This window comes from Treponema sp. Marseille-Q3903, assembly GCF_014334335.1.
Taxonomy (GTDB): Bacteria; Spirochaetota; Spirochaetia; order Treponematales; family Treponemataceae; genus Treponema_D.
This window is the reverse complement of the sequence record NZ_JACSEU010000001.1, coordinates 263,931-278,946: the sequence shown is the minus strand read 5'-3', so window position 1 is coordinate 278,946 and position 15,016 is coordinate 263,931. Positions and strand designations below refer to the sequence as shown.

Annotated in this window: 12 protein-coding genes; 4 read left to right on the top strand and 8 right to left on the bottom strand. The window is 34.1% G+C overall.

The window, feature by feature from the left end; genetic code table 11:
* Window positions 1-190: 190 nt before the first annotated feature.
* Window positions 191-1,681: a chromosomal replication initiator protein DnaA gene (gene dnaA / locus H9I37_RS01285; RefSeq protein WP_187380686.1), complete on the bottom strand. Its 1,491-nt coding sequence runs from the start codon at window positions 1,679-1,681 to the stop codon at window positions 191-193.
* Between the two features lie 304 nt (window positions 1,682-1,985).
* Between dnaA and gyrB the strand changes: the two genes are divergently transcribed.
* Window positions 1,986-3,914, top strand: a complete 1,929-nt coding sequence (gene gyrB / locus H9I37_RS01280) for a DNA topoisomerase (ATP-hydrolyzing) subunit B (protein ID WP_187380685.1) — start codon at window positions 1,986-1,988, stop codon at window positions 3,912-3,914.
* A gap of 65 nt (window positions 3,915-3,979) precedes the next feature.
* Entirely contained in the window at window positions 3,980-6,490 is a 2,511-nt protein-coding gene (gene gyrA / locus H9I37_RS01275; protein ID WP_187380684.1) for a DNA topoisomerase (ATP-hydrolyzing) subunit A, read from the top strand.
* Between the two features lie 1,355 nt (window positions 6,491-7,845).
* Here the strand turns inward: gyrA and H9I37_RS01270 are convergent.
* The 7 genes from H9I37_RS01270 to H9I37_RS01240 all read right to left on the bottom strand — a co-directional run bounded on the left by H9I37_RS01270 (window position 7,846) and on the right by H9I37_RS01240 (window position 12,613).
* A complete protein-coding gene (locus tag H9I37_RS01270) occupies window positions 7,846-8,265 on the bottom strand; it encodes a C-GCAxxG-C-C family protein (protein ID WP_187380683.1) in 420 nt (139 codons plus the stop codon).
* A 257-nt stretch (window positions 8,266-8,522) separates the two neighbouring features.
* Window positions 8,523-9,173 carry an HAD hydrolase-like protein gene (locus H9I37_RS01265; protein WP_187380682.1) on the bottom strand — a complete coding sequence of 217 codons (651 nt, stop codon included), beginning with the start codon at window positions 9,171-9,173 and terminating at the stop codon, window positions 8,523-8,525.
* A 3-nt stretch (window positions 9,174-9,176) separates the two neighbouring features.
* Window positions 9,177-9,485 (bottom strand): AzlD domain-containing protein, encoded by a 309-nt coding sequence (locus tag H9I37_RS01260; protein WP_187380681.1) that lies wholly within the window; start codon window positions 9,483-9,485, stop codon window positions 9,177-9,179.
* On the bottom strand, window positions 9,482-10,234 hold the full coding sequence (locus H9I37_RS01255; protein WP_187380680.1) for an AzlC family ABC transporter permease: 753 nt from the start codon (window positions 10,232-10,234) through the stop codon (window positions 9,482-9,484). Before H9I37_RS01255 ends, H9I37_RS01260 begins: the two co-directional genes overlap by 4 nt.
* 141 nt (window positions 10,235-10,375) lie before the next feature.
* Window positions 10,376-11,158 carry an amidohydrolase family protein gene (locus H9I37_RS01250; protein WP_187380679.1) on the bottom strand — a complete coding sequence of 261 codons (783 nt, stop codon included), beginning with the start codon at window positions 11,156-11,158 and terminating at the stop codon, window positions 10,376-10,378.
* A 71-nt stretch (window positions 11,159-11,229) separates the two neighbouring features.
* The gene (locus H9I37_RS01245; protein ID WP_187380678.1) at window positions 11,230-11,940 is read right to left on the bottom strand and encodes a hypothetical protein; all 711 of its coding nucleotides are present in this window, start codon (window positions 11,938-11,940) and stop codon (window positions 11,230-11,232) included.
* Window positions 11,941-12,118: 178 nt separating this feature from the next.
* The gene (locus tag H9I37_RS01240) at window positions 12,119-12,613 is read right to left on the bottom strand and encodes a deoxycytidylate deaminase (protein ID WP_187380677.1); all 495 of its coding nucleotides are present in this window, start codon (window positions 12,611-12,613) and stop codon (window positions 12,119-12,121) included.
* 549 nt (window positions 12,614-13,162) lie between these two features.
* Between H9I37_RS01240 and H9I37_RS01235 the strand changes: the two genes are divergently transcribed.
* A complete protein-coding gene (locus tag H9I37_RS01235) occupies window positions 13,163-13,537 on the top strand; it encodes a desulfoferrodoxin family protein (RefSeq protein WP_187380676.1) in 375 nt (124 codons plus the stop codon).
* 55 nt (window positions 13,538-13,592) lie between these two features.
* Complete coding sequence (locus tag H9I37_RS01230) at window positions 13,593-14,927, top strand: hypothetical protein (protein ID WP_187380675.1); 1,335 nt, start codon at window positions 13,593-13,595, stop codon at window positions 14,925-14,927.
* Window positions 14,928-15,016 lie beyond the last annotated feature (89 nt).

Below are 15,016 nucleotides of genomic sequence, written 5' to 3'. Positions count from 1 at the left end.
ATATATTATTATTTTTTAAATTTAATAATAATAGTAATAGTAGCTGTGAATTCTGTGGATATTTAAAATAAATCCTTATTATACAACGATTTATTTTGTTATTATTTATATATTTTGAATTCACATTTTATAAACTTATTCACATTTTACTTAATAATCTTACATTTATCCACTTTAAATTAACATGTTATTAAGAATTTTTGTTTTTAAAATTTTTAATCTCCCTTATGTAAATTTGAATTTTTGAATCAAGAGAAGGATCTGTTTTTATAGAATCTTGAATTTTTTTATAAGCAGTCATAATTGTAGAGTGATCTTTTCCGCCAAACTTATCGCCAAGTTCTGTATAAGATATCTCTGTCAATTCTCTTGCAATATAAATAGCAATCTGACGAGGAATCACAAATTTTTTGTCTCTTTTTTTACTTTTAAGATCTGAAACAGAAATTTGATAGTTATCTGCAATTACTTTTTGAATTGTATCAAGAGAAATATTTTCAATTATGTTTGAATTTAGAATATCTTTAAGAAGACCTTTTGCAATTTCAAGAGAAATATTTGTTCCAATAAGGTCGGCATATCCTATTATTTTCATCAAAGCGGCTTCTAGTTCACGAACGTTTGTTTCAATATTTTTTGCAATATATTCTATAATTTCAGGAGATACTGTTTTTCCTTGAAGATCAACTTTTTTTTGAAGAATTGCAACACGAGTTTCGTAATTAGGAGGAAGTAAATCTATGCAAAGTCCATTTGAAAGACGTGTTATAAGACGTTCTGTCATATTTTGAATTTCTTTTATTGGACGGTCACACGTAAATACCATCTGTGCATGTTTTTCATGAAGTGCATTGAATGTGTAAAAAAGCTCTTCTTGAGTTGCATCTTTTTTTTGCAAAAAGTGAATATCGTCTAAAAGAAGAACATCAAGATTTCTGTATTTATTTTTAAATGAGTTTACTTTGCTTTCTCTAATTGCAGTTGTAAATTCATTTGTAAAACTTTCTGCTGAAACATAACATATTTTTAGTTTTTCACCACCGTTTGAATAAATGAAATTTCCAATTGCCTGCATCAAGTGAGTTTTGCCAAGTCCGGAGCCACCGTATAAAAGGATTGGATTGTATTGTTTTCCCGGATTTTTTGCAGTTGCAACAGAAGCGTTATATGCAAATGTGCTGTTTTCTCCAGGTATAAAAGTATCAAATGTATATTCTTCTTGTAAAAGAGGATGTTTTTTTATTTCTTTCTTTGATTCTGATATATTAAAATTATCTTTTTCTAAATCTGATGAATGAGATTCTGATTTGTCAGATTCCAAATCTCTAATAGATTTTTTATCATCTTTAGCTGATTTCTGAAATTTTGTTTCATTTTCTTTTTTTTGATTTTTTTCAGATTCAGAAACGTTTTCTTCGTTGACAATACAATTTATTACAATATCATGCTGGTCTGTAATTTCACGAATTTTATCTTGTACAAGTTTAAGAAGACCTCTATTATCCATCATAGTTTTTAAAAACAATGATGGAACCGAAACATTTATAGTATCGATTGTGTCATCAATATATTTCATTTTGAACCAAAGAATAAAATCTTCTTCTTTACCTTGGTCTTTATAAGAATTATGTATTTCATTTAATGCATAATTCCAAGCTTCTTTGTAATAATTTTCCGACATTGTTTTATTATCCTAGAGTTCATATTTTTCTTCAAGGGAATTTTTACTGTAATTTTATATAAAGTTATTAAGAATTTGTATAAACCTCGTCGGTTTGTAAAATATACTTAAAATTAAATTATTGCGATGTAAATGATTTATTTAAAACTTTAAATTCGCTGCGCCGTAGAAAAATTAATTTTTTTTATAAGGCTATTTTATAAATAATTGAATTTAAATCATTTATCATATAGAATAGTATATTCTTATATATTGATATTTATATCAACTCTTTTAGAAAATAAATCAAAAAAAGGAAACAATAATGTCTGCAAATTATGGTGCAAGTAATATTCAGGTTTTAAAAGGACTTGAAGCTGTTCGTAAAAGACCTGGTATGTACATTGGTTCTACAGGACCTAAAGGTCTTCATCATCTTGTATATGAAACTGTCGATAACTGTATAGATGAAGCAATGGCAGGATTTTGTGATAAAATCGTTGTTGCCCTTGAAAAAAATGATGTTGTTCGAATAGACGATAATGGACGTGGAATACCTGTTGATATTCATCCTACAGAACACATTTCAGCTCTTGAACTTGTCCTAACTCGCCTTCATGCCGGCGGAAAATTCGATAAATCTTCTTATAAAGTTTCCGGTGGTTTGCACGGAGTTGGCGTATCGTGTGTAAATGCTTTGTCAGAATGGATGGAAGCAACTGTAATTCGTGATGGTCATATATACCGTCAGCGTTATGAACGAGGCGTTCCAAAAACTAAAGTAGAGCAGATTGGTGATTCAGAGCTGCACGGAACAACAATCAGATGGAAAGCCGATAAATCTATTTTTACAGAGACCACAACTTATAATTATGATGTTCTAAAAGACAGACTTCGTGAACTTGCATTTTTAAACAGCGGAATTAAAATATATTTCCGCGATGAACGCCTTGAAACACCAAAAGAAGAAGTATTGCAGTTTGTAGGCGGTATAAAAGAATTTGTAAAAAATCTTGATGAAGGTAAAGGTGTTGTTCCTGAAGATCCTATTTACATAAACGAAGAACGAGATGGTGTAATCACAGAAATTTCAATGCACTATAATAATTCTTATACAGAAAATATAAGAACTTATGTAAACGATATAAATACTCGAGACGGTGGTACTCATCTCGACGGATTTAAAAATGCGATGCGTTTTGTTTTGAATAAATTTCTTGATTCAAATGAAAAACTCAAAAAGAGTCTTGGTACAGTTGATAAAGATGAAAAGCTTACTTATGAAGATATCAGTTCAGGACTTACAGCCGTAATTTCTATGAAAGTTCCTGAACCTGAATTTGAAGGTCAGACAAAAGAAAAACTTGGAAATACGGAAGTTCGAACAATTGTAGACCAAGTTGTAAAAGAAAAACTTACAATCTACTTTGAGCAAAATCCATCTGTCCTTGAAGCTATTTTAAAAAAAGCAATCGATGAAGCTAAAGCTCGAATTGCAGCTCGCAAAGCAAAAGATAATATGCGTAAAAAGTCGATGTCTGATGGATTTGGTCTTCCTGCAAAACTCGCTGACTGTTCTATGAAAAATCCTGAATTATGTGAAGTTTATATAGTCGAAGGAGATTCTGCCGGTGGTTCTGCAAAAAAAGGGCGCGATCCTAAAACTCAGGCGATTTTGCCGCTTTGGGGAAAAATGCTCAATGTTGAAAAAGTTCGACCGGAAAAAGTTATGAACAATGATAAACTTGAGCCGGTTATTGCAACTCTTGGAACAGGCTTTGGAAAGTTTTTTAATATCGACAAATTGCGCTATCATAAAATCATAATAATGGCAGATGCCGATGTCGATGGTTCTCATATCCGTACATTGCTTCTAACATTCTTTTTCCGCTATATGCCGCAAATTATAGAAAACGGTTATGTTTATCTCGCAATGCCTCCGTTGTTTAAAGTTCAGCTTGGAAAAAAAGAGCCCGTTTATTGCTATTCGGAAGCGGAACGAGATGAGGTTTTGGAATCGCTCGGTGAGCAACGTGAAAAAGCAGATGTTCAGCGTTATAAAGGACTCGGTGAAATGGACGGTAAACAGTTGTGGGAAACAACAATGGATCCTGCTCACAGAAAGATGCGCGTTGTAACAGTTCCAGATGCAATTGCTGCAGACAAAATCTTCAGCGTATGTATGGGAGAAGAAGTAGAACCTCGCCGTCAATTTATTGAAAATAATTCAAGCTATGCAAATCTTGATATCTAAAATTTAGGTAAGCTTTGTGCGAATAATAAAAATTTTTTAGTTTAAAAACATAAGGACAAAAAAAAATGGAAGAGATAAAAACACCTCAGGGTGGTTCGGTTATAAAAATCCCTATCGAAGAAGAAGTAAAACAGGCATATATAGATTATTCTATGTCTGTAATTGTTCAGAGAGCGTTACCTGATGTTAGAGACGGTCTTAAGCCTGTACACCGACGCATTATGTATGCTATGGATACTCTTCATCTTTCAAGTGGAGGAAAGACTAAAAAATGTGCCACAATTGTTGGTGAAGTTTTAGGACACTATCATCCACACGGAGATGCTTCTGTTTATGATGCACTTGTCCGTCTTGGTCAGGATTTTGCCCAAAGATATACAACAGTAACACCGCAAGGAAACTTTGGTACAATTGCAGGAGATCCTCCGGCTGCTTATCGTTATACCGAAGCAAAAATGTCAAAGATTACAGAAGAAATGACAGCTGACATAAACAAAGATACAGTTGACATGATTCGAAACTTTGACGATACAACAGAAGAACCTGCTGTCCTTCCTGCAAAATTCCCTTTCTTACTTTGTAATGGAACTACAGGAATTGCCGTAGGTATGGCAACAAATATGCCGACCCATAATCTTCGAGAAGTCGCTGCCGCAATTTCTGCTTACATCGACAACAATGATATTTCTATTGAAGAGTTGATGCGTTACATCAAAGGACCAGATTTCCCAACTGGCGGTATAATTTACGGTACGGCAGGGATCAAAAAAGCATACACAACTGGTCGCGGTAAAATTGTGATTCGTTCCAAGTTTACAATTGAGACAGACAAGCACGGACGCGAGTCAATTGTATTTACAGAAGTGCCTTATGGCGTAAATACAACAAATATAATAAACCGCATAAAAGAGCTTGTACGAGACAAACAGATTGATGGAATTACAAATGCCAACGATGAGTCCTCAGACCGTTCTGGAATGCGCCTTGTAGTCGATTTGAAAAAAGGCACAATCACAAAAATTGTTTTAAATCAGCTTTTTTCAAAAACAGATTTGCAGTCGAATTTCGGGGTAATAAACTTAGCTCTTGTTCCTCAGCAAAAAGATGGAGATCCGCGCTACTGTGAGCCTGATTATCTTACATTAAAGCCGAATTATCTCAAACCTGAAGTTTTAAACTTAAAGCAACTTATAATGCACTTTGTAAATCATCGAGATGAAGTTATAACGCGCCGTACGATTTATGATTTAAAAGTCGCAAAACACAGAATGCATATTTTGGAAGCTTTAATCACTGCAATAAACAATATCGATGAAGTTATTGCAATTATAAAAAGCAGTGAAAATACAGACGATGCAAAACTCAAACTTGAAAAAAGATTTAATTTTGACGATGAACAGGCACAAGCAATCGTAGATATGCAGCTCAAACGGCTGACTCATCTTCAGATTGAAGATTTACAGAATGAAATTAAAGAGCTTCAAGCTTGGATAGATTATCTTCAGGATTTGCTTTCTAATCATCAAAAGATTCTAGAAATTATTAAAAACGACACAAATCAACTTGCAGAAAAATATGGAGATGACAGACGCACTGATATAATCCATGACGAAGTTGAAGAAATCAACATTGAAGACATGATTAAAGATGAAGACATGGTCGTTATGATTTCTCGGCTTGGTTATATAAAACGTGTTTCTGTTACAAAATATAAAAAGCAGGGCAGGGGAGGAACAGGAAGCAACAGCACTTCACTGATTGAAAACGATTATATAAATCAGCTGTTTATCGGTTCTACAAAAGAATATTTGTTATTTATAACTAACTTGGGTCGTGCATACTGGATTAAGATTCACGAAATTCCTGAAGCAGAAAAAGCAAGCAGAGGTTCAAATATAAAAGGTTTGCTTCAGGTTTCAGCAGATGAAGAAATAACGACAATTGTCTCTCTTAAAGAATTTTCTGATGATCAGTATTTGTTTATGATTACTTCAAAAGGTATAGTAAAAAAAGTTTGTTCATCAGATTTCCAAAATGCAAAGACAAAAGGGATAATCGGAATAAAACTCAACGATGGAGATAAGCTCATAAGTGCAATTGCTACAGATGGAAAATCTGAAGTGATGCTTATCTCAAGACGCGGAAAAGCACTGCGAATTAAGGAAGATTCTGTTCGCCCTATGGGACGAGCGAGTTGCGGTATGAAAGGGATGAAACTTTCTGAAGGAGACGAAATTGCCTCAGCCGTAAGAGTAGAGCAGGACACAAGTATTATTCTTATAACAGAGAAAGGTTTTGGGAAACGTATTTCATTTGAATATTATGCCGTTCATGGAAGAGGAACCGGCGGACAGCGTATCTTTGGGAACACAGAAGGCAAAGGAGAGATTATAGGCGCTCTCAATGCTAAAGATAATGATGAAATTGTTTGCATGACAAGTCAAGGTAAAACATTAAGATTTAAGGCAACAGATATAAAAGAACAAGGACAAGGTGCATCTGGAGTTAAGATATTAAATGTAAAAGAACCGGACTATCTTGTAGGGATTGATAAAGTTCAAGATAAAGACGAATAAATTTCTACCGACCGTTAGTAAATAAAAAAAATAATTAACTAACGGTTAGTAGTTTATCATTGACAAAATATTATTTATGATAAATAATAAGCTAGGGTAAGAGCTAATCTGATTTTTAGTTCTAGGGTGATTTGTATATACATCAGGCAAAAGTCGGTCGAAAATAACGACCGACTTTTTATTTTAACACAGATTAATTTGCCAACATCTTTTTGAGATGATATAAGGTTTCACGTGAAACAAACCACTTATCCACAAATTGTGGATAAGTCTAAAAAAAATGTGGATAACTTTATATATTTAAATAAATAAAAATTATAACAAAACATAGCGCTATCGTATTTCTTTTAGGTTTCTAAGTTTCACGTGAAACAAGAATAAAGTGCAAGTGTTACATAATCTGATGGAACTCTTTATGATAACAAGGTCAGGCTTGTTTTATACAAAACTTATAAGTTTAACAAAGGGAAATAACTATCCATTATGTTTGAATATCTTTTTCTAAAACAATGTTCGGAGAATTTAGAAATTATTTTTTTGCGGTCAGTTGGAATCACTTCTTTAATAAAGCAACAACAAAAAGAAACGGTGTTTTTTTTGTTTCACGTGAAACGTCTTTAACCTTTTTGTTTTAGCTGGATATGATTTTTTATATACGAACTTGCTTCGGATTGCAATTGATAAAGGGCAGAACGAATGGCAGAGCTGATAAACTGTTGATAATACTTGTTTTCGACAGGCTGCCGTAGGTATGGAAATTTCTGTTTTAGAGTTTGCTCATTTTGTAAAAAGGTTGCTAAGTTGTGAAGATATGTTTCGTTTCACGTGAAACAAAATGTTGTGAGGTAGGGGCGGATAATGTAGAAAATTTAATGAGTGAATAAGATATTTTAGAATAGAAATGTTTATTGAGATAATAAGGTCTAAAAGATGACAGGCTGTAGTTGTGCAATAAATTTAAGAGCAATTTGTCTTTAGAAAAAAAATGATAAGGGTTCGTCTTTTTGTGGGGACTGAAAACAGTCAGTGTTTCATGTGAAACGTTGCAGAGTGTGTTTGTGCAAAAAGTTTATGATAATGTTGAGTGTACGAACGTTTGTTAGTTTATTTTTGTGTCGTAACTAACGTTTGGAAAATAAAATCCTCTTTGATTGTTTTCTTTTATCAGTTGTGATTTTTTTGATGGAACAAAATTTTTGTTTGGCGTTGTCTTTAAATAGTTTTGTTTTTTTTTTGAGAGGGGGGGAGGTCTTGTTTATTTTTGTTTTCAGAGGGTTTTGTTTATAAAATTTGACTTTTTGTATTTGAATTAAATGAGCTTGTTGAATAGGTAATAATTATTCGTTGCTTTGTTTTTAAGAGTTTTGTGAATAATTTTTCTTTCGTTCTTCTATCAGCTCTTCAATATTTTTTACACTTTCATAAACCATCGAGTCGCAGTGCGGTTTTTTTTCTCCGCCGGCTTCTTTGTTCATTCTGAGCAAATCAATACAGTTTGTGCAGCCATTGTGGTTGTTTTTTATCTTGTTTATAAAATTTATTGTTGTTTTTGGGTCGTCAATGCCTAGCACTCCTAACGACATCAAACCTCCAGTGATCGCTCCGCAAACACTGCCGCATTTCATTCCTCCTCCAAAACAGGCGGCTATCTGAAATGCAGTTTTATCATCTATTTCTAAGTCAGGTATAAAGGACATCAGTACAGCCTGTGCACAATTGTAATGATGTGTTTCGTTTGCGCGAAGTTCTCTTGCTCTGTCTAAATATTTTCCCATAATTATCCTTTCTCCGGTCTCTTTCCAATTTTTAGGAAATGCCGAGTCTATAATCAATCTACACCAATTCTACATATTGATTTCCTAGATGTAAAGAGAATTTTAAACTAAAAAAAACTTTTGGTGATGCTGTCTTTTTGCAATGTAAGCATCGGAAGCTTCTTTTTATTTTGCGTGTTGAGAGAAATGCCATTTGAGCAAATGAGTTTGCAACCTATTCTGTGCTTGAGAGTCTGGTTTGCTTTTGGCGTTTCTGTTTATAGAAACCGCTCTAAATCCGTTACAGTCTTAATTATGTAATCAGCACCTGCATTTTGTAATTCGGATAAATTTCCAAACCCGAATAAAACACCGGCAGATTTTATTCCATTCTTCTTTGCACCGATTATGTCGTGCAAGCGATCTCCAATCATGATAACTTTTGATTTTTGGTCATCTGTTTTTATATTGCATTTTTTGAGACCAGAAGCGATTATTTCATCTTTTTTGCTGTGCGATTCATCCATGTGGCCGCCACAAATAAAATCAAAGTATTTTGCAAGATTAAAAAATTCTAGAATTTGCACAGAATATTTTTCCGGTTTTGAAGTTGCGACGACAAGGTGTTTTCCAGCGGTCTTAAATTTTTGTAAAATTTCCGGGATATCTTGATAAACAGAATTTTCAAACAATCCCTTCGATTCAAAATATTCACGGTATTTTTTTACAGCTTCTGCTGTTTTTTCATCATTAAATCCGAATTGAGTTTTAAATGTTTCCAGAAGTGGAGGTCCGATGAAAGTGTATAATTTTTTATACGACGGAATTTCCTCTCCGTAATATTTAAGAGCGTATATAAAAGAATTTGTGATACCTAAGGATGAGTCTGTAAGAGTTCCATCTAAATCAAAAAAAATATAATCGAACATAAATTAAACCAAAAAAAGTTCTGCAATGAAAACGACTCCGCAGCATGCGCATGCCACAGGAAATAATCCAACACCAAAATATGAAAGAACAATTCCTGCAATCAGCGCAATCAATCCTGCAACGGGAGATTGTGCGGCTTCTATTATCGCAGGGAACGTCATTACAGCAAGCGTGATGTATGGGACATAGTATAAAAAAGATCTTAAAAAACGATTTTTTATTGGCTTACGAATTAAGGTGAGAGGCAAAACTCGGATCAAGTAAGAAACTAAAAAAGCTGTAAAGATTGAAAGATATTTGTAAAGAGTCATTGTTTTGTTTCCTCTGAAATAGAATTGTCGGCGATTTCCGGAGATAGCTCATCTTCGCTTTTTATCGGTTTGATAATTGCGATAAGGCTTGAAATTACAACTGTAAGAACGATAGTCCTTGTTCCTCCAGAAAGGGTTTTTACATACGGGAGAATTGTACAAGCATAGCTCGATGCAAAGCTTATCAGGATAGAAATCATGATGACAATATTTTTTTTTGAAGGCGGGATGATGACTGCGAGGAACATTCCATAAAGCGCTACTGAAAGCGCATTGACAATGCGTGCCGGCAAAAAATTCCCAGCGATAATTCCAAGAGAAGTTCCAATACTCCAAAGAGGAACTGCTATCAGCATTGCACCGTAATTGTAGGCAGGCTTGATAAAACCCGAGCGGGCAATTGTAATTCCAAAAATTTCATCAGTTACTCCAAACCCTACGAGAAAACGATGTATAAGATGAGTTTTTGTATTAAAACGCTGAGAGAGGGCACAGCTCATCAAAAGATAGCGAGCGTTTACAACAAGCGTGATAACCGCAATTTCTACAAGAGATGCGTGTTGTTGAATGGAAGTAAACAAAGCATATTCTCCGGCACTTGCGACGTTGAAAAAACTTGCAATAAATCCTTGGAGAGGTGTCAATCCGGCGTTTTTTGCGATAATTCCAAGAGAAAAGGCAACGGCAAAATATCCAAGCCCAATAGGAAATCCGTCACGAAGACCTTCTAAAAAAGTTTTGTTTTTCATCTGAATTCCAAATAAAAAAAGACTGCCGGAGCGTAGAAACTTCTATCAATCTGGCAGCCTTATTTTAATGAATTTTTATTTTTTTGCCAAATTTTTGTTTTATAAAAAGTTGTATATAAAATTATATAAAAGAGAAATCTTTTATATTTCCAGAAGGATTTCTGCATTTGTGTGAAAAATAAGTTCTTTTTCCTCGTTTGTCAGATTGAGTTTGTTGAAACGTTTGAGTTCTCCCTCGTGACTCCACATAGGAAAATCCGAACCGAACAAAAATTTTTCAACACCGTGACGGCGGATCATTTCATTTGCTTTTTCAATCGGAAGTTTCCAGAGAGTAGAAGATGTGTCAAACCATACTTTTTTTCCAACCAGATATTCCATTGCCTTGTCCCATTCCGTGTAGCCGCCAAAATGTGCTGCAACAAATTTCAAGTTAGGATGCTTTTCGAGAACGTGGGCAATTCGTTTTGGACCCGTAAAGTCGTACCGTTCATCGCCGGCGTGCGCAAGAACAATTAAACCAAGCTTTGTGCAGCATTCATATATCGGATCCATTTTAGGAGTATCCATCTGGAACTTTTGAAAATCTGCGTGGAGCTTTATTCCTTTCAAGCCGGCACTTTTTATTCTGTTTAATTCAGCTTCAAAATTTGTGTAGTTGGGATGAATCGTTCCGAATCCTATAAATTCTTTATGCTTTGATACTTCGTCTAAAATAAAACTGTTTATAGATTCTACTTGTTTTTCTGTTGTTGCCGCAGAGTGTACTACATATTTTTCCACTCCGATTTTTGACCCGCTCTCTAAGAGTTTTTTTGAAGAGCCGTTAAACTCCATCGGTGCATTGTAAAATTCTCCGATAGCCAGACTTGCCTTGTCAGCTATTTTTTCAGGATAAATGTGGGCATGAAAGTCAATAATCATAAAAGTCTCTGTAAAAAAAATGAATCGCTTATATGCGGTAAAAAATATGGGAGAACTCTATCATATTTGAACTAATTATTCAAATATTTTGCAAATTCAGGATATTTATCAACAAAGGCTTTTGCTGTGCTGCAATACTGATCCCATGTTGAGTAAAACAAAAGCTGCATTCCGGGAAAAAAGACAATGTCGCTTACTATGATATATTTATAATTGACGTTGTTTTTATTGAACCAAAATCTTATTGATTCAACATTGTTTTGCAATGTATATCCGATGAAAGTTGAACATGTGAAGTTTTCTTCTGGTTTAAAATCATCATTCTCTGTGATTTTCTTTTCTTCTTTTGAACCCTCTTTTGGATAATCTACGGTTCCAAACTGCTGCTTCTGTTTTGAAGTAAAAAATTTTCTGTTGATTGAAAACATTGTTATTCCAAAAAGCTGCGAAGTCTGAAAGTTTATTTTGTAATTATTTATATAGTTTTCGACAAATATTTTTGTCTGTTCGTATTCTTTCTCGGGAACTTTTAATGCATACGTGTACTGAATAGAAGTTTTCGGATTGCTCTTTTTCATATATTCATTTGTTTCAAGGTTGTTGCAGGATTCTTGAAAGAGCTTGTTGCTCGAAGCTTGTGTCAGGCCGTAAAAATTGTCGTCAAGGGAAAAATTAATGGAAGCGTGGCTCATCGGAGGCAAATCTGTTACTTCCGTTGTATTGATTCCAAATTTTAAAAGATTTGCAATATAAAACGGGTTTCTGTAATCCGGATCATACAAACGGAAAAATATGTATTTATACGGCTTCTCAACATCGTCGAAATTTAACTCTTCGGAAATGGTATATTTTTGTTCTGACTTGGAATCTATCGGTTGTAAAGATTTTGTTGTGCTACAACTAGCAAAGAGAAAAAGAGACGCTGTTACGAAAATGGAAAATTTTTTGAAAAAAGCGTTATCAGACATTTATTTCCAGTTTTTTTCCGGTAGGCTGATATTGATAATAGCGCACGCCCGCCGCATTCATAAGCCTTTTTGAAGCTTCAACTGAAGGTGTCTCATCATATTTGTTTTCTGCAAAAATCACAGTCTTTATGCCCGACTGAATTATAGCCTTCGCACATTCATTGCATGGGAACAGCGTGACGTATATCTTGCACCCTTCTAAAGAGCCTCCGCGATAATTTAGAATTGCATTTAATTCGCTGTGAGTGACATAAGCATATTTTGTTGTAAGAGAATCTCCTTCTCGAGCCCAAGGAAATTCATCATCGGAACAGCCGCGAGGAAACCCGTTGTATCCCATCGAAAGAATTTTGTTGTCTTTGTCGACAATGCAAGCTCCAACTTGTGAATTTGGATCTTTAGAGCGGAAGCTTGCCAAAGTCGCAACGCCCATAAAATATTCGTCCCAAGAAATATAATCAGCTCGTTTAGAGATATTTGCACTCATTATTTTTAATCTCCCATAAAAACTTTTGCAGGAAATAGCAATTTCCGAAAAAGTTTTTAGCCGTGCGCAAGAGCGCACACGTTCAATAGTCGAGTTTGCAAAATAAAGCGTATCGTATTCATTTGATTTTTATCGAAACGACACGTATACACGTCTTCTGCAAACATCCAGGCAAACTCGAGATAAAAAGTATCGGCGATATTTCAGACGACACTTTTTATCACACCTCCTTCTTTGATTTTTATTATAAAAAAAAATTATAAAACACACAACATTTACAATATCTACAAAAAAAATCACCTACCACAACAAAGCTCAACAACTTAACATCAACAAAAAAAATCAATCCGTACAAAAGTCAGAACAGATATAATATCGCAATCGTATTGAAAAGTATAAAAATGAGATTTATTATCAAGATGGACAGCATGTGTTGGCTCAGTTTGACAAAAGATTTCTAAAAAAGCGTATAAATAATGATAAGTGATTTGACAGTTTTTTAATTTAGTGGTTACCTTATAATATATTATTTTAGGGAAGGTTTTGATTATGGGATTAAAATTTTATTGTTGCAAACACTGTGGAAAAATCATAGTTCTTGCAAAAGATTCAGGGACACCAACTGTATGCTGTAATGAAGAAATGCAGGAACTTATTCCTGGTTCTACAGACGCTGCTACAGAAAAACACGTGCCAGTTGTAAACGTGAAAGGAAACAAGGCTATCGTTTCTGTCGGCTCTGTTGCTCATCCAATGCTCGCAGAACACTTTATAGAATGGATTGTCATCGATACAAACAAAGGTGTTCAGAAAAAATGCCTAAAAGCAGGTGATGAGCCTAAAGCAGAATTTGCATTGCTTGACGGTGAAAAAATTGAAAATGCATTTGCTTATTGTAATTTGCATAGCCTCTGGAAATGCTAGTTTATAAAAACAGAGGGAACGTCTCTGTTTTTATAAATGATGTATAATACCTTGCATGGTATCACCGGAGTTGTTTTTGATGCAGGCAGAAAAAGTCTGCATCGAAGTTTTTGAGCATCTTTCAGATGACATTTTTTCGAGAATTGAACTGAAGAGTTTCAGCAAAGAAAATGAATCTGAAAATGCAAAATCTTTTACAAATATTATAAAGCGAGAGCAAATATCCTCAGAACTGGAAAAAGCAAATGAAAAGTTTTTTATATCCGAAGCTTTTGAAGCTGATGATAAAATTAACTTTTTTGTAATCATTTTTAATAAAGACCAGAAAAAAAATATAGAAAAATATTTTACATTTTATGAAAAAGTAATAACCCAGCTTTTCGAATATCTCATAAATGAATATAAAAATTGTAATTCATACTTTTATAACAGCACTGCAAATTTTATCATAATTCGTGCAGCGCTCGATAACCTTGTCACAGAAATCTCACGAAAAAGCTGCAATGATAGCGGTTTTTCACTTTATGACAATATCAATTTTTCGTTGAAAGGAATAATAAACGAACTTTCATTTTTGACTTATGAAAAGAATTCAACGGAAGGTTTGATATATTTTACATCATCACCGGAAAGCGCAGATTTTCAATTTAAGTTTGAAAACTATGAAGATTATGGAAAATTCGATAACAGAAATCTTAAACTATTGCGAAAATTGCTCGAATTGACCAGCAAAAAAAACGAAATCGGTATTATTTCTGACACAAATAACATTTACGGAATAGGTTCAATAAAAGACGGATGCGACTTTTTCAGCGTCAGTTTCGATGAAGACCAAAAATGGACAATCTGCGAAAACGAGACAGAACTTGTGACTGTCAGAAACAACAGCCTGATTTTTGTAAACAGTTTTTTAAGCAAAAAGGAATTTTCGAACTATGTGAGGAAAATATTTCCAAAACTGATTGAATCTGATAAAGACGGAGACAACACAAGCTCCGGCGACGAAATCGGCAATATGTACAGCATTCTAAAATCATTGATAAAACAAGGGAAAGGCACAATTCTTGTTGTAAAAAAAGATGCCGCAGAATTTATAAAAAAATATCAGGATTTGTGTATCATAATAGCCCCTGTAAAACTTGATGAAAAAAATGTTGAAAAACTCTCATCGATAGATGGGGCAATCATTATGGACGAAAAATGCGTTTGCTACGGGTTTGGAGTTGTTTTAGATGGATTAGATACCGGGCTAGGAAACAGAGCTCGCGGTTCCAGATTTAACAGCAGCGAACGTTTTTATAATTTGTACAAAAATGAAAAAAACGAAGATTTAATGGTCTTCATTCTCTCTGACGATGGAAATTTCAATCTGTTCCCTGCCGTCAGATAAATTTAAAACTCAAAATTGTTGCGACCGCTTTGCGTGTTGTTTTTAAAGTTTGTCTACAATAAAATACAAAATTGTAGACAAACTCTCTG